The sequence below is a fragment of the Parabacteroides sp. B2-S-102 genome, assembly GCF_023656665.1.
Taxonomy (GTDB): Bacteria; Bacteroidota; Bacteroidia; order Bacteroidales; family Tannerellaceae; genus Parabacteroides; species Parabacteroides distasonis.
Window position 1 is genome coordinate 220,195 of the sequence record NZ_JAMOKM010000001.1, and the last position, 23,836, is coordinate 244,030.

At 48.1% G+C, this 23,836-nt stretch carries 19 protein-coding genes and 1 tRNA gene; 13 read left to right on the plus strand and 7 right to left on the minus strand.

All coding sequences use genetic code 11. The features are described from left to right. Positions 1 to 123 precede the first annotated feature (123 nt). Together NBH07_RS00915 and NBH07_RS00920 are read right to left on the minus strand one after the other, a co-directional pair. The gene (locus NBH07_RS00915) at positions 124 to 1,437 is read right to left on the minus strand and encodes a SpoIID/LytB domain-containing protein (protein WP_156682638.1); all 1,314 of its coding nucleotides are present in this window, start codon (positions 1,435 to 1,437) and stop codon (positions 124 to 126) included. Between the two features lie 17 nt (positions 1,438 to 1,454). Continuing rightward, on the minus strand, positions 1,455 to 3,452 hold the full coding sequence (locus NBH07_RS00920) for an OPT family oligopeptide transporter (protein ID WP_005868174.1): 1,998 nt from the start codon (positions 3,450 to 3,452) through the stop codon (positions 1,455 to 1,457). 484 nt (positions 3,453 to 3,936) lie between these two features. Between NBH07_RS00920 and recR the strand changes: the two genes are divergently transcribed. From recR to NBH07_RS00935, 3 genes are read left to right on the plus strand one after another with little or no spacing between them, the layout of a single operon-like run. Continuing rightward, on the plus strand, positions 3,937 to 4,563 hold the full coding sequence (gene recR / locus NBH07_RS00925; RefSeq protein WP_005856213.1) for a recombination mediator RecR: 627 nt from the start codon (positions 3,937 to 3,939) through the stop codon (positions 4,561 to 4,563). Between the two features lie 25 nt (positions 4,564 to 4,588). Then, the gene (locus NBH07_RS00930) at positions 4,589 to 5,755 is read left to right on the plus strand and encodes a glycosyltransferase family 2 protein (RefSeq protein WP_005856215.1); all 1,167 of its coding nucleotides are present in this window, start codon (positions 4,589 to 4,591) and stop codon (positions 5,753 to 5,755) included. A 17-nt stretch (positions 5,756 to 5,772) separates the two neighbouring features. Beyond that, positions 5,773 to 6,288, plus strand: a complete 516-nt coding sequence (locus NBH07_RS00935; RefSeq protein ID WP_005856217.1) for a GNAT family N-acetyltransferase — start codon at positions 5,773 to 5,775, stop codon at positions 6,286 to 6,288. Here NBH07_RS00935 and NBH07_RS00940 read toward each other — a convergent pair. Both NBH07_RS00940 and NBH07_RS00945 read right to left on the minus strand, forming a co-directional pair. Further along, positions 6,280 to 6,876, minus strand: a complete 597-nt coding sequence (locus tag NBH07_RS00940) for a YqgE/AlgH family protein (RefSeq protein WP_005856219.1) — start codon at positions 6,874 to 6,876, stop codon at positions 6,280 to 6,282. The genes NBH07_RS00935 and NBH07_RS00940 overlap by 9 nt on opposite strands. 120 nt (positions 6,877 to 6,996) lie before the next feature. Then, complete coding sequence (locus NBH07_RS00945; RefSeq protein WP_009017859.1) at positions 6,997 to 8,310, minus strand: pyridoxal phosphate-dependent aminotransferase; 1,314 nt, start codon at positions 8,308 to 8,310, stop codon at positions 6,997 to 6,999. A 143-nt stretch (positions 8,311 to 8,453) separates the two neighbouring features. Here NBH07_RS00945 and NBH07_RS00950 point away from each other — a divergent pair. Then, a tRNA-Asp gene (locus NBH07_RS00950) sits at positions 8,454 to 8,527 on the plus strand. Positions 8,528 to 8,672: 145 nt separating this feature from the next. After that, the gene (locus tag NBH07_RS00955) at positions 8,673 to 9,575 is read left to right on the plus strand and encodes a helix-turn-helix domain-containing protein (RefSeq protein WP_005856223.1); all 903 of its coding nucleotides are present in this window, start codon (positions 8,673 to 8,675) and stop codon (positions 9,573 to 9,575) included. Positions 9,576 to 9,588: 13 nt separating this feature from the next. Here NBH07_RS00955 and NBH07_RS00960 read toward each other — a convergent pair whose 3' ends face one another. Together NBH07_RS00960 and NBH07_RS00965 are read right to left on the minus strand one after the other, a co-directional pair. After that, a complete protein-coding gene (locus tag NBH07_RS00960; RefSeq protein ID WP_008771860.1) occupies positions 9,589 to 10,152 on the minus strand; it encodes a sugar O-acetyltransferase in 564 nt (187 codons plus the stop codon). 125 nt (positions 10,153 to 10,277) lie between these two features. Then, positions 10,278 to 11,522: a family 20 glycosylhydrolase gene (locus tag NBH07_RS00965; protein WP_010184305.1), complete on the minus strand. Its 1,245-nt coding sequence runs from the start codon at positions 11,520 to 11,522 to the stop codon at positions 10,278 to 10,280. A 100-nt stretch (positions 11,523 to 11,622) separates the two neighbouring features. Between NBH07_RS00965 and NBH07_RS00970 the strand changes: the two genes are divergently transcribed. From NBH07_RS00970 to NBH07_RS00980, 3 genes are all read left to right on the plus strand, one after another. Next, complete coding sequence (locus NBH07_RS00970; protein ID WP_009017861.1) at positions 11,623 to 12,120, plus strand: hypothetical protein; 498 nt, start codon at positions 11,623 to 11,625, stop codon at positions 12,118 to 12,120. Continuing rightward, positions 12,117 to 13,028 (plus strand): ThuA domain-containing protein, encoded by a 912-nt coding sequence (locus NBH07_RS00975; protein ID WP_036630952.1) that lies wholly within the window; start codon positions 12,117 to 12,119, stop codon positions 13,026 to 13,028. Before NBH07_RS00970 ends, NBH07_RS00975 begins: the two co-directional genes overlap by 4 nt. Positions 13,029 to 13,561: 533 nt before the next feature. After that, positions 13,562 to 15,805 (plus strand): ATP-binding cassette domain-containing protein, encoded by a 2,244-nt coding sequence (locus NBH07_RS00980; RefSeq protein ID WP_009276768.1) that lies wholly within the window; start codon positions 13,562 to 13,564, stop codon positions 15,803 to 15,805. A 75-nt stretch (positions 15,806 to 15,880) separates the two neighbouring features. On the opposite strand, the gene NBH07_RS00985 is transcribed toward NBH07_RS00980, so the two are convergent. After that, positions 15,881 to 18,703: a DUF8487 domain-containing protein gene (locus NBH07_RS00985; protein ID WP_008780437.1), complete on the minus strand. Its 2,823-nt coding sequence runs from the start codon at positions 18,701 to 18,703 to the stop codon at positions 15,881 to 15,883. 110 nt (positions 18,704 to 18,813) lie between these two features. On the opposite strand from NBH07_RS00985, the gene NBH07_RS00990 reads away from it, so the two are divergent. The 5 genes from NBH07_RS00990 (at position 18,814) to NBH07_RS01010 (ending at position 23,758) form a co-directional block, all read left to right on the plus strand. Next, positions 18,814 to 19,725 carry a tyrosine-type recombinase/integrase gene (locus tag NBH07_RS00990; protein ID WP_250833452.1) on the plus strand — a complete coding sequence of 304 codons (912 nt, stop codon included), beginning with the start codon at positions 18,814 to 18,816 and terminating at the stop codon, positions 19,723 to 19,725. A gap of 524 nt (positions 19,726 to 20,249) precedes the next feature. Further along, the gene (nusG, locus tag NBH07_RS00995; protein WP_009017865.1) at positions 20,250 to 21,362 is read left to right on the plus strand and encodes a transcription termination/antitermination protein NusG; all 1,113 of its coding nucleotides are present in this window, start codon (positions 20,250 to 20,252) and stop codon (positions 21,360 to 21,362) included. A gap of 54 nt (positions 21,363 to 21,416) precedes the next feature. After that, on the plus strand, positions 21,417 to 21,806 hold the full coding sequence (locus NBH07_RS01000) for a hypothetical protein (protein ID WP_009017866.1): 390 nt from the start codon (positions 21,417 to 21,419) through the stop codon (positions 21,804 to 21,806). Next, positions 21,803 to 22,945: an MraY family glycosyltransferase gene (locus NBH07_RS01005; RefSeq protein WP_005856244.1), complete on the plus strand. Its 1,143-nt coding sequence runs from the start codon at positions 21,803 to 21,805 to the stop codon at positions 22,943 to 22,945. Before NBH07_RS01000 ends, NBH07_RS01005 begins: the two co-directional genes overlap by 4 nt. A gap of 51 nt (positions 22,946 to 22,996) precedes the next feature. Continuing rightward, positions 22,997 to 23,758 (plus strand): DNA-binding domain-containing protein, encoded by a 762-nt coding sequence (locus NBH07_RS01010; RefSeq protein ID WP_005856246.1) that lies wholly within the window; start codon positions 22,997 to 22,999, stop codon positions 23,756 to 23,758. Positions 23,759 to 23,836 lie beyond the last annotated feature (78 nt).

Sequence of the window (23,836 nt, forward strand, 5' to 3'; positions counted from 1 at the left end):
AGATAAAATCAAATACCGTGCCATTGTGTTTATGTGGTTGAAAAACAGAGGGGTGAGTGGCGTACGATTGTTTATGAGTGTCCAATAATTGGACAAGGGTGTCCAAAATCTGGACACCCTTGTTTAATACCTTTTCTCAATAGAGGCTCCGGGGAAATAATGCGTGAGGATTTTCCGGTACGAATATCCTTTGGCTCCCATCACGGCGGCTCCGATCTGGCAAAGCCCTACGCCATGTCCCCATCCGGCTCCTGTCAAGATGAAGCGGGAGGGGATATCAAGGCGGATATCCTTCTTATCGACAACAAAGGCCGAGCTGTATAGATGCGTCTCGGATAATGTCCGGCGTATCTCAAGCTCTTTGCCGATGGTGAACGAACGGCGTACCCCTACGATCTTGAGTTTCGTGATGCGTCCGGACGAACCTCTTTCCAACGGTATGAGATCGATGATCGGCCCGAAATCCATACCCGTTTTCCGGTGGATCAACCTTGATAGTTCCTCCTGCGTATATTCTACCTTCCAACGGTAGAAATCCGTGGTCTCTTGATCGTAGTTGTTTAGCACTTGGCTAAGGATCTCCTTGTCCGTTGTATTACAGAAGGCTTCGGGTGAGGTACGTATCCATTGTTCCGCTTCCCGCTCGTCCGTCAAGTCGGGATAGGAGGGAATCTCGTCATCCCTCAAGGCGGTAAGATAGGAGTGGGGAACCGGTTCCCAGCAATTCTCGAATTTCTCGGTCACGCCTCCGCAGCATTTCGAGAAGCGGGCGTCGCAGATCGTATCGTTATCCATCAATACCTCTCCACGTGTCTCTTTGATCACCTCCCTGACTATCGGGTTCGATGCCCGGGTAATACCTTGGTAACGCTGGCAATGGTCGTCGGCACAGACATCGAACAGATCATGGTCCTCCCGGTCGTACCAGCGGATCAAGGTCTCGTTGTTGCGGTAACAACTTTTATAGGGCGTAACCGATCCGTTCAAGTTGAAATTCTTCTCGACCTGTGCCAAGAGCCAGCTTCGCGAGATCACGGCATGGGCTTTCAGCAACTCTTTGGAAGCGTTGGCGCTCATCTCCGAGGAGATTACGCTGGTAAGGTATTCCTCCACGTCCACTTGGTTGATCGTGACGATACCTTTATCGGTCGCCACGAGGTTCAACGCTCCCTTGAAGCGTTGATCCTCCTGTCGTTGCCAGTGAAAATCCACGCCGATCGTGACCGCCTTCAAGTCGAAAGAGGATTGCGGGCTGGTCGGCTCGAAGAATAGCTCCTGATAAAGCTTCCCATTGTACACGATCTTGCCGTTTACCCAGAGGGCACGTTGCTCGCCTATGGTGAACGTGCCGGTTTCCGTATGTACATACTCCTCGTTAAAAACAAATGAGATTGCTTTGTGGGTCATGATTCCCACATTGATTACAGGTGCTTCCATATCCTTATTCCTTTATTCTATTCTTTTTTTGCGTTCAGGGAATTAAATGTGAGGTAAGCGATCATGACAAGGTACATGACAACCGCCAGTATCTCGGCGGCATTGCTAGATGCCCATTCCTCGTTCATCAAGTTGATTCCGCCGAAACGTAAGGCTGCGCTGACCACGCCCATCAAGGCGCCGCCGGCGATAAAGCCGGAAGCCAGTAACGTACCTTTCTCCAAGCGGGCTGAGTTCAAGCTTTGGTCTTTGCTACGGCTTCCTACGTACCAACTGATCGCTCCACCGATCAAAAGCGGCGTATTCAGGTCCAAAGGGATAAACATACCCAAGGCGAATGCCAACGCCGGTATCTTGCAGAAGTTCAATACGACGGCGAGGACGGCTCCAATTGCGTATAAAGCCCAAGGTGCCCCCGAACCACTCATCAATGGCTCGATAACGGCGGCCATAGCGTTCGCTTGCGGAGCGGCCAATTGTCCGGTCGTGAAACCGTACGTCTGGTTCAATATCAAGATCACGCCTCCTACCGTAGCGGCGGAAACTAGTGTGCCTAAGAATTTCCAAGTCTCTTGCTTGGCGGGTGTGCTCCCCAGCCAATAGCCGATCTTTAAGTCGGTAATGAAACCTCCCGCCATGGAAAGCGCTGTACAAACCACGCCTCCGATAATCAGGGCGGATACCATGCCGGCCGGCCCTTTCAACCCTACGGCGACCAAGATGATGGAGGCGAGGATCAACGTCATGAGCGTCATGCCCGATACCGGGTTCGTCCCTACGATAGCGATAGCGTTTGCCGCTACGGTCGTAAACAGGAAAGCGATCACCCCGACCAGCAATAAGCCGATGGCGGCATGGAACCAATTATGAAGTACGCCGAACTGGAAGAACAGGAAGGTGACGATCAGCGATACGATGATACCGATCGTTATCACCTTCATCGACAAATCCTTTTGCGTACGTATGGTATTACTCTCCACAGCGTCTCCTTTTCCTTTCAACTCGTTCGCCGCCAAGCCTACGGCTCCCTTGATGATTCCCCAAGAGTTGATGATGCCGATCACCCCGGCGGTAGCGATACCTCCGATACCGATGTGGCGGGCGTAGGTGGTGAAGATTTGCTCGGCGCTCATGCTCCCGACGGTCGCCGTGATAGCGTCATTTCCGAACGTAAGCACGTCGGCGCTGAAAATGGCGGACATGGCGGGGATGATTACCAACCATACCAAGAATGAACCGGCGCAGATGATCAAGGAGTATTTTAATCCGATGATGTAACCCAGACCTAGTACGGCAGCGCCCGTATTGACTTTCAATACGATCTTGGCCTTCTCTGCCAGCATCTCACCGGCTCCGACGATACGGGTACTGATCGTCTCGCCCCACCAACCGAAGGTGGCGATGATGAAGTCGTACAAACCACCGATTAATCCGGCGAATATCAAGGGCTTCGCTTGGCTTCCGCCTTTCTCGCCGGAGACGAGTACTTGCGTGGTTGCCGTAGCTTCCGGGAAGGGATACTTACCGTGCATATCGGATACGAAATATTTACGGAACGGGATTAATAGCAAGATCCCGATGATACCTCCTAACAAGGAACTCATGAAAACCTCGAAGAAATTGACCGTGATCTCCGGATATTTGTCTTGCAGGATATAAAGGGCGGGCAAGGTGAAAATGGCCCCCGCTACGATCACGCCGCTACTGGCCCCGATAGACTGGATGATGACGTTCTCTCCCAAGGCGTTCTTTCGCTTGAATCCGCTGGACAACCCTACGGCGATGATTGCGATCGGGATGGCGGCCTCGAATACTTGACCGACCTTCAGGCCCAGATAAGCGGCCGCCGCGCTGAATATCACCGCCATGACCAATCCCCAAAGGACGGACCAAGGCGTAACCTCCGGATAGTGTTTGTTGGGAGACATAAGAGGCTTGTAGCTTTCCCCTTCTTTTAATTCTCGGTAGGCGTTTTCTGGCAGCCCGGTTACCTTTTCTTCATTTTCTGGTTTCACGATATTAAAATGTTAGATTATTAGTTCGTAATAGCTCCACCAAACGGGTGTTGGGTGACAAATTTATGTTTTCTGGCTGAGACATGCAAGGATTCTTTAGAATAGTTAGGGCAACCGTACCCAAATTATCTATATGAATTCTTGCCCAGTAGCGTATGAATTCTTGTTCGCATGCTGTATAATTCTACAAACCACGGCGTGATCTGTACAGACCAAGTCGTGGAATATACAAATCACGTCGTGGTCTGTACATCCCACGGCGATCATTTGGAAATAGATCAAGTAGTAAGTATGTTTGTATATGGCAAAAAGAATGTTTATTACTTGAGGACATGAACAATTATACCTAGAGCAGTTATAGTTGTACATATCAAGCAAGAGATGTGCGACTTGAATGGGATGGGGGAGAAGCCGAGTAAATAATTTGAGGTTTATCGTTAATTCGTAAATTCTTTCTATTTTTGTAGTCAAATACAGAAAGTAGATGAATCAAAGATATCCTTCAGCCTTGTTGGAAAATGCCGTGAATGAATTGGCTTCCTTGCCGGGGGTGGGGAGGAAGACAGCGCTCCGGCTAGCGCTTTATATGTTGCGCCGGGACGTCGGCTATACGGAAAACTTCGCCGCGGCCTTGGTTGCCCTCCGTCGAGACGTGAAGTACTGCAAGGTCTGCCATAATATATGTGATGATGAGGTTTGCTCTATTTGCGCCAACCCCAGCCGTGACCATTCCTTGGTTTGCGTGGTAGAGAATATCAAGGAGGTGATGGCGATAGAGAATACCGGGCAATTCCGTGGCGTATACCATGTGTTGGGCGGGATCATCTCGCCGATGGATGGTATCGGACCGAGCGACTTGCGTATCGACAGTCTGGTGCGACGTGTGGCCGAAGGTGAGGTGAAAGAGATCATCTTGGCGTTGAGCACTACCATGGAAGGCGATACGACTAACTTTTTTATTTACCGGAAGCTATCCGGTTACGATGTGAGGATCAGTGTCATCGCACGTGGCGTATCTATCGGTGATGAGATCGAGTATGCCGACGAGATCACCTTAGGACGATCCATTATCAATCGTACTGAGTTCAATCTCACCTCTTCTAATTCATAATCATAACTCATAATTAATATCCGGAATGACCTACGAAGAAACCAAGTTGTCCGTTATCATCGTTAACTATAACGTGAAGTATTTTCTGGAGCAATGCCTCTATTCTGTCCGTGCCGCCGTAACGGGGATGGACGCCGAGGTGTTCGTGGTGGATAATAACTCGACGGATGGATCTGTCGAATATCTCCGGCCTAAGTTCCCGGAGGTGGTTTTCATTGAGAATAAAGATAATCCCGGTTTCGCCAAGGCTAATAATCAGGCGATTCGCCAGTGCACCGGGGAATACGTGTTATTGCTGAATCCCGATACCGTGGTGGGAGAGGAGAGCCTCCGCAGCCTGTGCTTCCAGATGGATGAGGATCCGGAGATCGGAGCTATCGGCGTGAAGATGCTGAATGGGCACGGGGTATTCTTGCCGGAGAGCAAACGGGCTTTCCCTTCGCCTTGGGTGTCGTTCTGCAAGATATTCGGTCTTTCAAAGCTGTTTCCTAACTCTCCTGCATTCGCACGTTATAGCCTGCCGTATCTGGATAAAGAGCAGACGCATAAGGTGGAGGTGCTGGCGGGTGCGTTCATGTTGCTTCGCCATGAGGCGTTGGATAAGGTTGGCTTGTTGGATGAGTCGTTCTTCATGTATGGGGAGGATATCGATTTGTCTTATCGGATCGTGTTGGGAGGCTATAAGAACTTGTACGTGCCGGAACGGATCCTGCATTATAAGGGGGAGAGTACGAAGCATGGTGACTTGAGGTACATAAGGGCTTTTTACGGTGCCATGTTGATTTTCTATAAGAAATATTATCCGGGAGCCGGTTGGTTGATGCGGATACTGATCCGGTTGGCTGTCCTGCTGAAAGCTTGCTGGGCGATGATTTCAGCCCCTCTACGCAAGAAGGCTAAAGCGGTTAAGCATCGCCGCCTTTTGATCTTGTGCAGGGAGGATCATTTTGAGGAGGTAAAGGCCGTTTGCCTGAAAGCTATGCCGGATCTGGAATTCGTGAATCTCTGGGATTTGGACGTGGAGCGTGTGATGGATGCTATCTGTCGCAAGAACCAGATGAAAGGCTTTACGGACTACGCTTTCTGCTTCCCCGATGCCCGCTACGAGCAGATGCTCTTGTTTATGGACAAGCTCGTGAACAAGAAAGCGGTTTTCCATATATATACGAAGAAGAGTGGTCGGCTTGTTTAAGTAATCCTTGAGTAAATATGTTGTTGTCGAATGATAGAGTCCGTTTGAGGGCATTGGAACCAGAGGATCTGGAGTTGTTGTATCGTTGGGAGAATGATCCGGAGTTATGGGAAGTAGGGAATACCTTGGCGCCCTATTCCCGTTATATATTGAAGGAATATATAGCGGGTAGCGACCGGAGTATCTATGAGTCTCGCCAACTTCGCTTCATGATCGAGGAATGCGATACGGGGACTTCCGTGGGGATCGTGGATTTATTCGATTTTGAGCCGCATCCGAATCGGGCGGCTTGCGGTATTATGCTGGATCGTAGGTATCAAGGACGTGGCTTTGCTACGGAAGCGTTAAGACTATTGATGGAATACGCTTATACGTTTTTGAAGCTTCATCAACTTTATGTGCATATTCCCGTGGCGAACGAGCCTAGCAAGAAATTATTTACCCGTCTGGGATTTGTCGAGGCGGGGACGCTTAAGGACTGGATCAGGACACCGGATGGTTATTCCGATGTCTGCATAATGCAGTTAATTTAAATACGGGTCCTTCGGATATTTTGTCCAAGTTTTATAATCATTGCCTAATAATTCTACGGAATCTTTCCAATAGCCCTCCCCATCGGCAGACAGGATATTATCGGTGGTGATATGGCTTACGGCCCACGAGTTCCGTTTGATTTCATGGTTTAATTGCCCTTCGGTCCATCCGGAGTATCCCAAGAAAAACTTCACTTTCCCATCGATTGGGTGCCCGTTGAGGATGTATCGTTTCAATGCGTTGAAATCCCCGTCGAAATATAAATAATCATTGATCTTTAATGCGTCCGGAATGATATTATCCCCTAAGGAATGAATAAAGAACAAACGGTTGGGGCTGACCGGCCCCCCCAGATAAATCGGTATCTCCGGAAATTCGGCAAACTCCTTGAAAAAAGAGTTTACGATAAGATCCGTTTTTTTATTCAAGACAAATCCCATCGATCCGTGTTCCGTATGCTCTATTAATAATACGACGGAACGTTGGAAATAGGCATCTTGTAAAAAAGGCTCGGCAATCAGAATACTTCCTTGAATAGGAAGGACATCGTTATGTGTTATTTTAAATATATTTTTATAAGATGCCATGATCGTGAATGTTAGGTTGTTACTAATTCACCGACAATATAAGGCGTTTTTTAATAAGAAGCAAATGAAAAGCCCGGGATTCAAGTTAATAAACGTGAATCGACCGGGCTTATTGTTAATTTATGCTTGATGATTTTCCTCGAATAATCTCAGTCTTTCGTCCAGCAAATCATATTGGTGATCTTTTATGAAAGAGGTACAAGCCCGTAGTCCTTGTTGGTTACTGCCTGTGGTACTTAAAGATATGGCGCTTACTCCGTAATAAACCAGTTCTTCCATCAATTGTCCGCCGGTCATTCCCGGGTAACCGATCGTGAAATAGAAGCCGTCGGCTATCGGTTGGTCCAGATCGTGATCATAAACGATTGTGAAACCATGATCCGTAAAAATCTTCTTTAGTTTCTCCGCACGACGTCCGTATTCCTTCACTTGCGAGACAAAGTCGAACGTACCGTCCGCGGCTGCCTTGAACATGGCGGCTAAGGCGAATTGGGCGGAGTGGCTGGTTCCGGAAGATAGGGCGTATAAGACACGGTGGATATATACCGTACCGAACGTACCGCCTCCATAACGCTGAGTCAATCCCGGATAGGAGCGATGGTAAAGTTTATTGGAGATCGCTGTCACGCCGATACGCTGTCCGGCATAGCTGAACGCTTTGGAACCGGATATCTGCATGATATAATTATCGGTATAACGGGCTACGCTCGCTTGGTAAGGAGGCTCGAAAGGACATCCGAGGTTCTTGCGAAAATCCATGGCAAAATAGGCGAGATCTTCTATGACGATCACGTCGTATTTGTTGGCCATCTCGCCGATGATCTTCAACTCCTCGTCGGTGAGGCAGAACCAAGCCGGATTGTTCGGGTTGGAATAGATCATCGCGGCAATATTGCCTTTGGAAAGATGCGCTTCCAAGGCCTCACGCAATCGCTCGCCACGATATTCGTATACGTCGAACGACTCATATTTATAGCCCATAACGGCTATTTGCTGTTTCTGCACGGGGAATCCGGGGTCGATAAACAAGATGGTGTCTTTTCCCGGCGTACATTGTCCGGCCGTAAGGAAAGAGGCGTATGTGCCCTGCATGGAACCGGTTACGGGTACGCAACACTCTGGGTCTATATCTATATTTATAAACGCCTTGATAAAGCGGGAAGCTTGCTTTTTCACTTCGGGAGTTCCGTTGATGTTCGGGTAGATAGACGCTATACCGTTACGAAGGGCTTCGATCTCAGCGTCTACGCCTACTTGAGCGGCTTTCAAGCCCGGTACGCCCATTTCCATATGGATGAACTCGGTTCCCGTTTCTTGTTCCAATTGCGTGGATATGGCAACTACCTCCCGGATAGTCGCTTTCCCAAAATCGGGAAGTCCAAAGCCATCGATAATCCGTCTGGCTGTCTGATAGTCTACAGGAGTATTTTTCATGCTAGTGTTAATTATATATGGGGACAAAAGTATGAAATTTATCGATTTGTTCTAATTTTTTCATCCTAAACTATTGCTAATTCAAAAAATCCACCTATCTTTGCACCGCAATTCAACGGAATAGCGATAAAGAATAACATTTTGGTCTGGTAGTTCAGCTGGTTAGAATACATGCCTGTCACGCATGGGGTCGCGGGTTCGAGTCCCGTCCAGACCGCTTTTTATTTCTCCTTCCTCTTTTTAAATTTTCCTTTAATACATATTTTAATACGATATCATCCGGTTCTATGGATTTTGCCTGATGGCATGAGGTTGTTATATTTGGAATGTTTATCTTTGAGACCAATAAAACAGATAGCCTTATGGAGAATCTAATAAAGATCGATACCGTCGATCAATACAACAAGATGTTTGGCTTGGAGACGTTGCACCCATTGGTGAGCGTGGTAGATTTATCCAAGTCCGAGACATGGCCTACTAATTTCCGGGTTAATTATGGTATATACGGACTTTTCCTGAAAGATACGAAATGCGGGGATATTCGGTATGGGAGGCAATATTATGATTATCAAGAAGGAACCGTAGTAGGATTCGCTCCCGGGCAGGTGACGGGTATTGAGCTTAAGGATGGGACCCGGCCTTTGGCGCATGGGTTGCTTTTCCATCCGGACTTGATCCGTGGTACGGCTTTGGGACGGGACATCAAGCGTTATTCTTTCTTCTCCTATGAATCAAACGAGGCGTTACATCTCTCTGAGGAAGAGAAGGGGATCTTCGTGGATTGCCTGAGGAAAATCCAGATCGAGTTGGAGCACTCCATCGACAAGCATAGCAAACGGCTGATCGCGATGAATATCGAGTTGCTGCTCGATTATTGCCTGCGTTTTTATGACCGTCAGTTTACGACCCGTGCGGAGACGAATAAGGATGTGTTGGTGAGGTTCGAACGATTACTGGATGAATACCTGCAAAGCGATCTGTTAAGACAGGAGGGGCTACCTACTGTACGGTATTTCGCCGAGAAGATTTGTTTGTCCCCGAACTATTTCGGTGATCTGATCAAGAAAGAGACAGGGAAAACTGCCCAAGAAAATATACAAGACCGGATTATTTCCTTAGCGAAAGAATGGATATTAGGGACAAACAAGACCGTCAGCCAAATCGCTTACGACCTAGGATTCCAATACTCCCAGCATTTCAGCCGCATATTCAAGAAGACCGTGGGGTGTACCCCGAATGAATATCGGAAATCCCAGATGTCGTAATCTGTGTTACGGGCTATTGGATGTATTTTATGACCTTGGCGGGAACACCTCCCACGATGGCATTGTCCGGTACATCTTTAGTAACTACCGAGCCGGCTCCGACTATAGCGTTCTCGCCAATGGTTACGCCGGATAGGATCGTTGCGTTCGAGCCTACCCAGACATTCTTCTTCAGAACGATCGGGGCAGGGTAGGTAGTGCTCCGGTCCTCGGGGGCGAAGCCGTGGTTGAGGGTGGCAAAGACCACGTTATGCCCGATCTGGCAACCGTCACCCAGTGTCACCCCGCCATGATCTTGAAAATGACAGCAAGCGTTGATGAAAACGTTCTTGCCTACCGTGATATTCTTTCCGAAATCCGTATAGAACGGGGGGAATACACGAAAAGACGGATCGACCGGCTTATTAAACAAGCGGGATAACAGCTCACGGATTTCCTCGGGAGCGTGATATGAGCCGTTTAACTCGAATGTCATGCGTCTGGCCTCATCGCTCATCTTGTTCATAAACTGATGGATCTCGTCTCCTTTAAGAGGCTTTCTTGTCTCTACATACTTCAAGAATTCGTTTAGTGTCATAATTGCTATTTTAATAAGTTCTACTTCTTGGTTTGTTTATTCCTTTTCGATTGCAACGGCAAAGATCGATGAAATCCGGAGAAACTTTTGTAGATGGATTACAGGAATTATGACCTAAATTACATTCACCGATTCTCCAAGGTCTTATATTTCTCGATTAGTTTCTTGACCGTGACAGCGTCTGAGACCTCTTGCTTATAGGTAGTCGGGTTATAATAGGCCTCAAGGAAACTGTCTGCACCGGACCAGACTGTCTCGATAATTCCTTGGAAATGGCGAGACATTTCCGGATTTGAATGCTGGCGGAAATGGATCATATCATCTACCTGTTGAAGCGCTATCTGAGGTTTACGCCAAGGGCAAGTAGCAACGTCGAAGCCTTTCATGGCAAAGTAAACAGCGGTTTGCTCGGCACGCTCATAATGCCAGTCGCAGATAAAAACATCTTTCGGGATCAAGTCGATCGCACGGTAGGTATTGTTCATGCTGGCTTCCCAAGCGCCGATCCCGGTAGTTTTGCCATCGATCAGGCGGTCTCCCCATATCATCAATCGTTTGCCTTGTGAGGCTAAGTGGTTTTGTATTTTAGTGACCTCACCGGCATATAACTCAGCCTTGTCATGTCCGCCGCAACGGACGCAACTATCATGTCCGATATAAAAGACCTCGTCCATTCCGGCATGGAATAATTGAGTTTCGAAAACATCCGTCAACTCGTCTACTAAAGCGAATACGATTTTATGTACTTCCGGATGAAGCGGGCAGTAACTTTTACAATAAAGTCCGTCTGAGTTGGGCCAACCCGTATAGTTCTTGGTATCCACGTGTGGCGTCTCGTCGAACTCCGGATACTCACGTAATAAAGCGTAGGTAGTCTCAGCCCATGATTGATGCCCCAAGAGATTGATCTGGGGAGCGATACGTATTCCGTTATCCCGGCAAACCTTTACGATCTTTTTCACATCCTCTCGTGTGAGTGGGGTCGGATCCCTCAGTTCTGGATGGGACTCATAGGCATAATTCCAGTCTACCCGTAGAATCAACAAGTTGAAATGACTGGGAGCCAGTTCCTCTTGGACGAACTTCAAGAATAGATCCAACTTCTGTGCGGATGGAGCGGCGATGGCCAAGCCTCGTACGGGCATGATACTATCTAAACGGTTTGTCTCTGATTGGGCGGAAACTTGGGCTGAACCTATAGCCCATATAAGCAAGAATAGTCCGATAATCTTTTTCATATAGCGATATGTTTTAATGTTTAAATTTTTAATTTGATGTACGCTTTCGAAGATCATCACGCACATCGTGACGGCCCGGAGGATGTCGATGGCTATGTTACGTTGCGTAAAATCTATTGGTTGATCGCTCATAATATATTTAGACTAAAGGTGAATTTAATACAAGACAAATATAATCAATAAGAGACATATCATTACATTTGTGCCTTATAAATATGAATAATAATTAAAAATGATAGACATGATAAGACGATTGATTTATTGGGTTCTCCTACTTTTCGTTTGTATGGGCGCCCATGCCCAATTCCGGGTGACAGCCCATCAAGAGGGTTGGGACCGGATTCCTCCGCAAGCGCAAAAAGACGGCTTTTGGTTTCAACAATCCGTTTTAGCGAATATGGATGATGATGCCGCTATGGAAGAGGTCATGCTTTTCGGGCGGGATAATGGGCATTACCCTACTTTCGACCTGTTTAAGTTTTATTACGTGATCGTGGATAATTATACGAAAGAGATCCAATATATATCGGATGAGATCTATGTGACGGATAAATATGCGCTTACGGTGGAGGATCGCAATAATGACGGGATCTCCGAGTTATATATCGATTATTTCAAGGATGGGAAGTTTACGGTTGATGAGCGAGGATATAATTTGCGGACCACCCGTTGCTACGACCGTATCGAATGGAGCCCCGAGAGTAAAAACATTAAACCCCAACAACCATGAGAAAGTATATCTATTTTATAGCGCTTATCTGTTGCGCCTTATCAGCCTCAACCTCTTACGCCCAGAAAAAGGTGATAAAAACGATGATGATCGCCGGGCAAGATGGCAGTCATTATTGGCGAGGTGCTTGCGAGGCCATGAAGCAGATCTTAGAGAACAGTGGAATGTTTAAGGTGGATTTCGTCTTTACCCCGGATTTCGGAGGAGATATAAATACCTTTAAGCCCGATTTCGCTAAATATAACTTGGTTGTTGTTAATTACGGAGGTGAAGTCTGGCCCGAGCCTGTCCAAAAAGCTTTCGAGAACTATGTAGCGGATGGTGGTGGGGTCGTGATTATCCATTCCTCCGTGGTACCTATGGCCGGTTGGAAAGCGTACAACGAGATAATCGGCATGGGAGCTTGGGAGGGTCGGAACGAGAAAGACGGCCCTTACCTGTATTGGAAAGAGGGCAAATATGTATACGATTATACACCCGGTCATGCGGGTTATCATGGCTTGCAGCATGAGACGATCCTAGAGCATCGTGCGCCGGAGCACCCTATTTTGAAAGGTCTGCCTATAAGATGGAAACATTTCAAGGACGAGATTTATACCCGCTTGCGTGGTCCGGTACGGAATGTGGAGATATTGGCTACCGCTTATGAGCGTGGACGCCATGAACCGTTGATGTGGACGGTGAAGTGGGGGAAGGGGCGTGTCTTTGTCGATCTGTTGGGGCATTGCGGCAATGACCCGAATATGATTTACTCGATGGAGTGTACGGGTTTTCAGGTAACCTTACTAAGAGGGGCTGAATGGGCAGCCACCGGGGAAGTGACGCAAGAGGCCCCTCGGGATTTCCCATTGGAAGATACCTGTACGCTCCGTCCGGAATTCAAGGCTCCTTTCCATGCGACGAATTAAATGCCTTAATAAGATGGTGTCTTTCGACAGAATAATCAAATTGACAAATTGTAAAGTTAAGTCCCGGAGAATCGATTTTTCCGGGACAAAGTACGGCTCGCTCCTAAATACGCAAGAAAAAATCAGTAATCGTCTGTTAAATAGATAGATGTCAAAAAACAGCCTTTCATTCTAGCGAAATTAGTTCATCGTAATTCATATCTTATGGGTTGTTTGGGCTATCTCATAGGGGTACGATGGGGAAATGATAGGGTTATGATGCCTATTCATGACAGTTCATAACCCTATTCATGACTGCTTTCGATGCCCAACGTGACTATTGGCGTTGCCTAACACGACTAGTTGCGTAGGCTTTCATGACCTATCGTGTATAAAAAGCGGCCTTTTTGAGTAAAAAGCGCCATATATAGCTATCCTCTTTCCTCTACTTGGTAACCTCTCTCAAAAGGTAGTGTTACAAGATACGCTTTATATCTATTAAAAAGACAGGATTAGATCGTATCTTTGTCATTCGTTCATTAAAGTCATTGGTTATGTCAAATCAAGAATATATCAAGATCGAGGGAGCTTATGAGAATAACTTGAAACATATCTCTCTGGATATTCCGAAGAAGCAAATCACTATATTCACCGGGGTCTCGGGTTCCGGAAAGTCTTCGTTGGTATTGGATACCATCGCCGCCAGTTCACGCCGGGAGTTGAATGAGACGTTCCCCAGTTTCGTGCAGCAATACCTGCCCAAATATGGCCGTCCGCATGTAGACCGGATCGGGAATCTGCCGGTCGCTATCGTGATAGACCAGCGGAAGCCCGCTCCCAACGCCCGTTCTACGGTGGGGACTTATACGGATATCTATTCGTTGCTCCGTCTGTTGTTCTCACGGGTGGGTAAACCCTTTGTCGGATATTCGGATACATTCTCCTTTAATCATCCGCAAGGCCGTTGTACCCGTTGTGACGGATTGGGGGAGATTCGTGAGCTGGACGTGCATAAGCTGGTTGATTTTGATAAATGCCTGAACGATGAGGACGTGATCCATTACGTCACCTTCCAGCCCGGCCAATGGCGATGGATACGTTATGCTTGCAGCGGCCTTTTCGATCTGGATAAGAAGATCCGGGATTATACGCCGGAGGAGTTGCGCTTATTCCTTTATTCCCCGCAAATCCGTTTGAAGAATCCTCCTGCCGACTGGCCGAAGACGGCGAAATATGAGGGCTTGGTAACCCGTATGTATCGCAGCATCATCAATTCCGAGGAAGGGAAGATCCATCAAAAGGTCTTGGAACCGATGGTTACGATGGGAATCTGCCCGGATTGCGGTGGGACCCGCTTGAACGATAAGGTACTTTCTTGCCGGATCAACGGGAGAAATATAGCCGAAGTAACTCATATGGCGATCCCCGAGATAATCGCTTGGCTTCGGGAGATTGATGACCCGTTGGCGAAAGACATGAAGCAGGCGATCGGAGGCCGGTTATCCGCCTTATTGGAGATCGGTTTGGGGTATTTGACGCTGGATCGCTCCATGGAAACCCTTTCCGGCGGGGAGGCGCAACGCTGTAAGATCGCTAAATATATCAACTCATCTCTTTCCGATATGCTTTATGTGTTGGATGAGCCGAGCGTGGGCTTGCATAGCCACGATATCCATTTATTGAAAGCCTCGGTCCGAAAGTTGCGGGATCATGGGAATACGGTCTTGCTGGTGGAACATCATAAGGAAATGATACAGATCGCCGATCATATCGTGGATATGGGGCCGGGTTCGGGTATGGAGGGCGGCCGTATCTTGTACGAGGGAGATTATGCGGGCTTACTCCGTAGCGATACCTTGACCGGCCGTATGCTAGGAGAAAATACCCCTCTGAAGGAAAGCCTCCGGATCCCGTCCGGTTGGTTTACGGTAAAGCATGCCCGTCTTCATAACTTGAAGGACGTGACGGTAGATCTTCCTATGGGAGTACTGGCGGTGATCGCCGGTGTAGCCGGTTCAGGGAAAAGCTCGTTGATGGAATGCTTCCGCCGGGATTTCCCCGAGGAGGTGATTTATATCAGCCAAAAGAATATCGGGATCAGCTTGCGTTCCACTCCGGCCACTTATCTGGGAGTTGCGGATGATATTCGTAAACTTTTCGCTAAGGAAAGTAAGGCTGGGCTTAGTATGTTCACGTTTAACGGAAAAGGCGGTTGCCCGGTTTGTGGGGGAAAAGGCGTGATCGTGTCTGATATGGCTTTTATGGATTCGATCGAGACCGTTTGTGAGGCTTGTGGAGGATTGCGTTATTCCCCGGAAGCCTTGCGGTATACAGTGGATGGTCTTACGATCGCCGAGGTGATGGACTTGACAGTCCGCAAGGCTTCCCTTCGTTTTGCGGGAACGGTGATAGCGGAGAAACTCCGTCCGCTTATGCTGGTTGGTCTGGGGTATTTGCATTTGAACCAAGCCTTATCCACATTATCGGGAGGTGAGTTGCAACGGGTGAAACTGGCGTCTTATCTAGGAACCCAAAGCAAGGTCTTTGTCTTGGATGAGCCGACGGATGGCTTGCACGTGAAAGATGTCAGGCATATTATCTCCTTATTCGATTCTATGGTAGATCAAGGCAATAGTGTCTTTTTGATCGAACATAATCTGGATGTCTTGAAAGCGGCGGACTATGTGATCGAGATAGGTCCTGGAGGCGGACTAATGGGGGGTGAGATCTTGTTTAGTGGTACTCCCAAGGAGTTACTATCCTGCGAGCGTTCCGTTACGAAAGACTATCTTGTTTGATGATTATGAATATTATAGGGAAAGAGACGCAGCACGCTGCGTCTCTATGTGAATATACGTCAAAAGTGAGGTCGCTTACTCATCATACGAGATATTCCCTAATTCCTTAATCTTCGAATCTCCGACTTGATGCGTGAATAACTCAATCAATTGAGCGGGCGTTAATGTCATCTGAGGCGAGAACTCGGAGGAATCCATATAACTTAATAAGCTATGGTATAATTGGCGGACTTCCGGGTATTCTTGTTGGGTTTCCAAGTCTGTCATACAGATTAATAACTTGCCCGGGCCGACATTGAATTCTTGGATCATCCCTAATTTATGATTACGCTCCACGTTATCGATCACCTGTACGATTGGCCTGTAATTATCCGGAAGCTGGTCCAGTATCAACGGATGGCTATTCTTTATCATCGTGAACCATTGCCAGTTTGTATGGAAATCCGTCGGGAAATGAGCGAAAACCGGATGAGAGGGATTCATTAATAATCCGAGGGTACCCGGAGAGACCGGTTTCTTTACCCATTCGCAGATGGACTTAAACATCCGGTAATTCCAGTAATCTGTCTGGAATAATCCTTCTACCGTCACGTTCTTGTAAGTCTTGGCATCCGGGAACCACAATACTTTCGCCCCGTTCGCCAATAAGTTCTCGGCCTGTTTATCCCATTTCTTAATAACATTGATATCCGTAGGGATTTGCACGTTATTATGTTCCGGATAAATCCATAACGGATAATGATTGTGATAATCCGTGCCCTCGATCGCCAGCCGTAAAGTATAGGTCTCAGCCTCTTGAATGGCAGGTAAAGCGATATTTAATGGGCCTACCTCGGCCAACGTACCTTGATTGATTTGCAGCGGTATGTTGTTTTGGGCGATTACTTGATCTTGACTATTCGTCAAGGTCCAAGTTAGATGTTTCCCTTTTAAAGTGGTAGGTGTATAGTTCGCTACCTTGATGGAGCCTTTGAGCGCCTCATTCCCAGAGTAACAGAATTTAGGTAGGAGAGCCAGTAATACGACATCATCGCAAGACTCTTTCCATTCCTTGGCGGTTATCAAGCCCTTATTATCCATAAAAGCGTCCAAGATACCGACTAACGCCGTGCCCTGTCCCGGATAATCCTGTAAATCCAATAATTGGAAGCCGGCCATTCCCGGAGTACGGAACGCCATTTCCATCTCGGCCCGGTAAAGTTGCGCCATCCATTTACCGGAAGCCTTGAAGAAATCATCCGCTTGTCCGGCCATACCGGACTCGCCCAGTCGTTTGCGGAATATCTCCAGATTCCAAGGTTTTAGTGCCCCGGTATATTTCTTGATTTCCTCATAATTCGGATAACATTGGAATTGCCCGGTCTCATGTCCGATGATAGGCAATGAACATTGTTCGATAGCGGATTCGAAATTCATGACCGAGTTTGGATAGGTATGGTTGATATAACCGCCATCCTCCGCATCTGCGAAAGAGAAGGAACCCCGGGTATGGTTGCTGAATACGTTAGCGCCGGGGACTCGACAGGTCGTGAAGTAATCGTCACCCGCCGCAGGGCCGTTGAAGCCTAGATAGTCATTCGATCCAGATGCGTATAAATGCCGTCCGTCCTCACTACGGAAACGGGCGATCATGTCTACCATCGCTTCTTGATCCCCGGAAAGCTCGTTGCCGATCGCCATCATGACGAAAGAGGCGTGATTCCCGTAAGCCTCCTGTATTTGTAATCCTTCTTTGGTGAGGAAATGGATCAAAGTGGTATCGCCCTTTTCCATCTTTCCCCAGAAAGGTAGTTCCGGTTGGAGGTAAAAACCTTCGATATCGGCCGCCTCGAAACAAGCTTTAGGAGGACACCATGAATGGAAACGGCAATGATTGATACCGTATTCCTTGGCGATGCGGAAATAGCGTCTCCATGCTGCGGTATCCATCGGTACATGGCCTGTAAGCGGAAATACGCAAGCATCGTGTTTTCCACGAAGGAAGGTGGTCAATCCGTTGATGTTGAATTGTGTTCCTTCTGCTTTGAAATCTCTTAATCCGAAAGTAGTACTTTGGCTATCTTGGATATTCTCTCCTTGGATGTTCGCGGTCAAGCGATACAGGGTAGGGGAGAACTCGCTCCATTCCAAGGCGTCATCACCCATCGGTATTTGGAATATGATCTCGTCTTGTTGAACTACGATATTCTTATTGAATTTGATATGGTGCTCTAAGCCTGTGTTGAAAGCCTCCATCTCTATTTGAACGGCGGCTACGATCATTTGCTCGAATGGATTTGAAAGCTTTATTTTTACGTCCACCGTTTTTTGATCCGCATGTGGATATACTTGTATCCGGCGGATATGGAATTGTGGACGGGCTTCCAATTTCAGGTCTCCGATAATACCGTTCCAGTTTGTCTGCGTGGATTCCGTATAAGCGTGTGAATTGTCCAATAATTGGGGCGGAACGCTCAAACCGTTATCGACTAGAATAGTCAAGTGATGCTTCCCAGCCCGGAGATATGCGGACAGATCGTATTCTTGAGGGGTGGAAATATGGTCGGATGAACCGACATATATGCTATCTACCCATATTTGGGTCGGTTTTGTTCGCTCCAAGATTAACCAAATGCTCTTGCCTTCCCAATTCTCTGGAATCGTGATCTCTTTCTGATACCAAGCCTTACCTTGATAGCGGAAGGGCCTAGACAAATGAGTTGTCTCCTCCTTATCATTGTTAGGGTATCCTTTTTGGTTGGTGTCCGTGGTACCCGGTAATTGAACTTGCTCGGTGACATCTGTTGAATCCAATCGTAATTCCCAGCAACCGGCAAGCGATAATTCCTCTCTACTCTCTTTGGGAGTTTGGCATGCGAATAGCATGAGCATAAGTGGAATACTCCAAAATCTCTTCATGGTAATGTTTTTACTCTAAATATGGTTTACTTAATTAATAGTGTACAAAGGTAGTATTTTTGGCCTTTTTATTAAGGAGAAGATATGAAAAAAGAAGAAGATTTTGTTTTATGGGCCTGTCCATCTACATGGCTTGTCTGCGTGAGAAAAAACGGTATTCCACGGCGAAGAGTTATCAAGATGCCTTGAACTCGTTCAAGTGCTTTTGCGGTATGGAGGCGATTCCTTATGCCTATATTAATAGGAACAGGCTTTTGTGCTATCAGTCATGGTTGTTGGACAAGGGCCGTTCGTTGAATACGGTGTCCACCTATATGCGTCGGATTCGTCACATTTATAACTTGGCCGTGGAGGCGAACGAGGCTCCCTTTGTACCCAACCTGTTCAAAGATGTCTTCACGGGCGTTGAAAGCAAGCGGAAGAAGGCGTTGCCGCGAGAGATGCTGGAGCGTATGTTTAACGCCCCGTTGGAGGATCCGTCCTTGCGGCGTGTACAGTTGACCGTTCGGTTGATGTTCGCGTTCAGCGGGATAGCGTTTGTGGATCTCACGCATTTGAAATGGGAGAATATCCGGGATGGGATATTGCAGTATCACCGACAAAAGAGCGGGTCTCTCATACAGCTGGAGATTCCCTCCGGGGCGTTGCGGCTGTTGGATGAGTTGTCCGCTTGTACGGCAAAGGAATCCCTTTATTTATTTCCTTTTTTGAGTGGAAGGAGAACCGGTGAGGCGGCCTACAAAGAATATAACAGGACCCTGTCCCGCTTTAACCGTGACTTGAAGTTGTTGGCGAGATCGACAGGCGTTACGCTTCCGGTCACCTCATATACGATCCGTCATTCATTCGCCTCGTTCTTGAAGGAACAAGATGTATCGATCGAGGTTATCAGTGAGTTGTTGGGGCATAAGTCTATTAAGACAACACAGATCTATTTGAAGAGCTTCTCGTTGGAACGTTTGTCGACAGTGAACCGGAATTGTTTTGAGAGCGTGTGTAAACCGATACCCAAAGTGGGGTAAGAGGCTTGCTACTCGGGAAGTAGCGTATTCTTTCACGGCGCAAAAGTAATAAAAAATAACAAATAACAAGCAATCATAAGGCTTAGTTTGTTCATTAGTTTGTGCTCCGACCTTGATTCTCCTTAAATCTTCGTTCTTATTCCTAGTGCATAGACATGGCAATAGAGACGAAATGATCTCGTATTTCCTACATCATCACGTCCCTCCTAAAAATCGAACATACATTCTTGTAGAGACGGGGCGTGCCCCGTCTCATCCCCTCAAAATGGTATTCTAAATTACTGTCAGACGGTGGGAGACGGAGCACGCTCCGTCTCTACAACTGGGTAATAACCATTTTCCAACCTTTTAAGCTACTTCCCGAGTAGCTTAATATTTCAAGCGATGGTGATTTTCAGAAAAGCCATTTTTAAAGACATAAAGTGTTGTTTATCAGGAGTAAATATGGTTCTCTTGGTAGGGCTTTGAATTGTCGTGAGGCTTGAGTGGAGATCCTGCTATAATCTTAGGAAAAGATAATCATAATGATGAATGTTTTGAGAGACGGTCGCTCGGAGAGGGGTACGGCGCGGGTTGGCAAGCGTCATGACCTGAAGACTGTACGCTGGTACGTGCTCACGCTTCCTACTACGGGTGTGGCACGACGCGACAGGATCAGCCCCGCTAAAAGCTTGGATGCCGAGCTTTCCCGGCGCAAGCGTCGTGGGGAGACGTTGTTCGAGTATTTCGCCCCCTCCTATGTGGAGGTGAGGAAGGTGGACGGAAAGATGGTCAACACGAAACGACCCCTGCTGTTCAACTACGTGTTTGTCCGGTCCTCGGTTGAGGAGATCTTCCAGATGAAGCGCACGCTTCCCCTATACAATTTCCTTCCCCGGGTCTCTTCCGGAGGCATGACTCATTTCCCTTATCTGTCGGATGACGAGATGGGGAATTTACGTTGGGTGGCGGAATCTTATTCCAACGAGCTTCCGGTGTACGTACCGGACAGCGACCGCTTGCTGAAGGGCGACCGTGTGCGTATCACGTCCGGTTATTTTACCGGTATGGAGGCGGAGGTGGTGATCCAGCCGGGTGGCGGTCATAAAGATGTGATGGCTCGTATCCTCGATTGCATGTGGGTCCCCTTGTTGGAGGTGAAGCCGGGCGAGTACGAGCTGATCGAGCTGAACACCAAGGGCAAGCACGTCTATACCCATCTGGACAACGACCGCCTGCGGGAAGGCTTGCACGATGCCTTGGGACGTTACCATGCCTCCGGCAACGTATCAGAGGAGGATACTCGTTTGGCCCGTGAGGTGTTGAGATCCTACGGTTCGCTCCGTGCGGAGACGGACGTGATGCGTTGCAAGATCTACTCATTGCTTCTTTCTGCCTACAAGTTGTTGGGCGATGAGGAGGAGTTCACACGTTTGCATGACACGATGCGTGGTATGCTCCCGGTGGTGAAAGCTCCGCAATCCCGTGCCTTGTTGCTGGTGACGCTCTACGGTTGCACGGACAGCGCCCTTTACCGGCAGATGGCGCATGAGGTGGTGGATCCGTGGCGGGGTGAGTCCTCGCCCAAGAAAAGCAAGTTATCCTTGATCCGCCGGTTGGACGATTACGACGGGTGGCTCAACCATGAAATAAGTTAACAGTAGACAAGTGACAGTTGACAGTTTAAATCATAAATCATAAATCAAAAAGAAATGTCTTCCCTTCCTTCCGGCGTTCGTTTGGTGCGGTTGCTGAACGAGCATTTAAATGATATCATGAACCGCGAGCGTGCGAACCAAAACTCGATTCACCTGTATTGCACGGGTCCTTACTGGGTGGCATTTGAGCGCTCGGCCTATCAGTTGCGCCATGTGTTCCCGGACAGCGAGATTACGCCAATGCGTTTGCTCGGCTACCCTTTTCCTGTGGTGATGGTGTCCGTTACGGATCGTTCGCTCCGCTCGTATGCCCGCAAGCACATCTTGCGAAGAGACGACATAGATTACAAATTATTAACAGCATCCCAACTCTCCCATGAGGACTACCAAGCGTGGCATGCCGGCGAGGTGAAGGGGTTGCCTTCATTAAGTGAGATCGTATGAGTGAGGTGCAAATTCTATTATTGTTATTACTGTCCGGATATCTGATCTCCGTGTCTTTGGGCATGGTGATCATCCCGAGGATCTTGGTGATCTCCCACAAGAAAAGACTGTATGATGTCCCGGATTCTCGAAAGGTACACACGACCCCGGTTCCCCGCTTGGGTGGCCTGTCGTTTTTTCCCGTGGTCTTGATGTCGTTTGCCTTGGTGATAGGCTTTCGCCTTTATCTGTGGCCCTCGGATCTGTCTAGCTTCTCGATCGAGATGCTCCATGAGTATCTTTTCTTGTTCGTGGGCATGACACTTCTTTATCTGGTGGGTGTCTGCGATGACTTGGTCGGGGTGGGTTACCGCTACAAGTTCATCGTACAAGTCGTGTCGGCCCTCCTGCTGGTGTTGTCCGGCAATTGGCTCGATACGCTGGGAGGCCTATTCGGGATCTATTCGGTCCCGGCCTTGCTGGGTGTGCCAGTCACGGTTTTCGCCGTGGTTTATGTGACAAACGCTATCAACCTGATTGACGGGATCGATGGTCTGGCCTCCGGTTTGTGCTGTATCGCCTTATCGGTCTTGAGCGTGTTCTTTTTCATTCAAGATCAATGTGTTTATGCCTTGCTCGCTATCTGTACGCTGGGAATCCTCATGCCTTTCTGGTGCTACAATGTCTTTGGCAATGCCAACTGCGGGCATAAGCTCTTCATGGGCGATGCTGGGAGTTTGACGTTGGGCTACGTGATCAGTTTCCTGATCATTCATTTATGCGTATCGAATAGTACCTCTACGGAGCGTTCGAATCCTTATTTGGTGATTGCCTTTTCCACGGTCTTGGTACCGTTGCTGGACGTGGTACGTGTGGTGCTGCGCCGCCTTCGTGAGCACAAGAACCCGTTCTTGCCGGACAAGAACCATTTCCATCATAAGTTGTTGCGCACGGGTATGCGGGTGCGGATGGTGATGGTGACGATCATTTGCGTGTCCGTTTTCTTTATCGCATTGAATATTGTATTGGCTAATCATTTGAATGTCAATTGTATATTATTTTTAAACCTGTCTCTATGGACGGTTCTTCACTTGGTGATCGATTGGCTGATCGCCCGGAATCGGCAGAAGAGGGAATCGGCATTCGACAAGAGGTTCTAGACAAGGAAAGCCGGGAAGGGCAATTCCGTCCTTCCTATAAATCAAAATACCATGAAGAAAGTATTGAAAGGCTGGCTCATCGATAATGCGGTGACCACCGACAACAAGACGGACAAGATCTTGTTACTGGCCTCGGCCGGAAGTTTAACTTTGGATGACGTGTTGGAGGAGATGTACAAGCAAGACACCGGTCTACGCCCGGAGACGATGCGTCACTCTGTGACCCTCTACCATCGGATAGTAATGGACTTGATCTTAAACGGCTATAGCGTGAACACGGGTCTGTTCCGTGCCGTCCCCCAGTTGAAAGGCGTGGTTGAGGGCGGCGCTTGGAACAAGGAGAATAATTCCATCTACGTCTCTTTCACGCAAGACAAGGCTCTGCGCGAGGCGATCGCCAAGACCGTGGTGGAGATCCTCGGCGAGAAGTCTAACATCATGTACATCTTGGAGACCGAGGATCGTAAGACGGGCTTGAAAGACGGCAGCGCCACTGCGGGTCACAACTTCTTCGTCCGTGGGGCGATGTTGAAAGTGGTTGGCGACCACGAGTCGGTAGGTGTTACGCTGACCGACTCCAAAGGTGCCACCACGAAACTGACGGACGACCAGATCACCATCAACAACCCTTCTTCGCTCACGTTGCTCCTGCCGGCTGATTTGGCGGAAGGTGAGTACACGCTGACTGTGACGACGCAGTATGGTAGTGCGGGTCACATACTGAAAACGCCTCGTAGCGTAAGTACGCAAATTTGGGTGGGCGGAAAGCCTGCTGATGGCGGTGGCGATAGCGAGAGCCCGGATGAGATCTGACATATTTGGTAAATCGCTATTACCAGTACAGATAAATCACTATTACCTGTACTGGTAAACCACCTTTACATGATAAGG

Coding starts and splice junctions, on each gene's coding strand:
- NBH07_RS00915 (WP_156682638.1), bottom strand. CDS start 1,437: ATGGAAGCACCTGTAATCAATGTGGGAATCATGACCCACAAAGCAATC.
- recR (WP_005856213.1), top strand. CDS start 3,937: ATGAATCAAAGATATCCTTCAGCCTTGTTGGAAAATGCCGTGAATGAA.
- NBH07_RS00930 (WP_005856215.1), top strand. CDS start 4,589: ATGACCTACGAAGAAACCAAGTTGTCCGTTATCATCGTTAACTATAAC.
- NBH07_RS00935 (WP_005856217.1), top strand. CDS start 5,773: ATGTTGTTGTCGAATGATAGAGTCCGTTTGAGGGCATTGGAACCAGAG.
- NBH07_RS00940 (WP_005856219.1), bottom strand. CDS start 6,876: ATGGCATCTTATAAAAATATATTTAAAATAACACATAACGATGTCCTT.
- NBH07_RS00945 (WP_009017859.1), bottom strand. CDS start 8,310: ATGAAAAATACTCCTGTAGACTATCAGACAGCCAGACGGATTATCGAT.
- NBH07_RS00955 (WP_005856223.1), top strand. CDS start 8,673: ATGGAGAATCTAATAAAGATCGATACCGTCGATCAATACAACAAGATG.
- NBH07_RS00960 (WP_008771860.1), bottom strand. CDS start 10,152: ATGACACTAAACGAATTCTTGAAGTATGTAGAGACAAGAAAGCCTCTT.
- NBH07_RS00965 (WP_010184305.1), bottom strand. CDS start 11,522: ATGAGCGATCAACCAATAGATTTTACGCAACGTAACATAGCCATCGAC.
- NBH07_RS00970 (WP_009017861.1), top strand. CDS start 11,623: ATGATAGACATGATAAGACGATTGATTTATTGGGTTCTCCTACTTTTC.
- NBH07_RS00975 (WP_036630952.1), top strand. CDS start 12,117: ATGAGAAAGTATATCTATTTTATAGCGCTTATCTGTTGCGCCTTATCA.
- NBH07_RS00980 (WP_009276768.1), top strand. CDS start 13,562: ATGTCAAATCAAGAATATATCAAGATCGAGGGAGCTTATGAGAATAAC.
- NBH07_RS00985 (WP_008780437.1), bottom strand. CDS start 18,703: ATGAAGAGATTTTGGAGTATTCCACTTATGCTCATGCTATTCGCATGC.
- NBH07_RS00990 (WP_250833452.1), top strand. CDS start 18,814: ATGGGCCTGTCCATCTACATGGCTTGTCTGCGTGAGAAAAAACGGTAT.
- nusG (WP_009017865.1), top strand. CDS start 20,250: ATGATGAATGTTTTGAGAGACGGTCGCTCGGAGAGGGGTACGGCGCGG.
- NBH07_RS01000 (WP_009017866.1), top strand. CDS start 21,417: ATGTCTTCCCTTCCTTCCGGCGTTCGTTTGGTGCGGTTGCTGAACGAG.
- NBH07_RS01005 (WP_005856244.1), top strand. CDS start 21,803: ATGAGTGAGGTGCAAATTCTATTATTGTTATTACTGTCCGGATATCTG.
- NBH07_RS01010 (WP_005856246.1), top strand. CDS start 22,997: ATGAAGAAAGTATTGAAAGGCTGGCTCATCGATAATGCGGTGACCACC.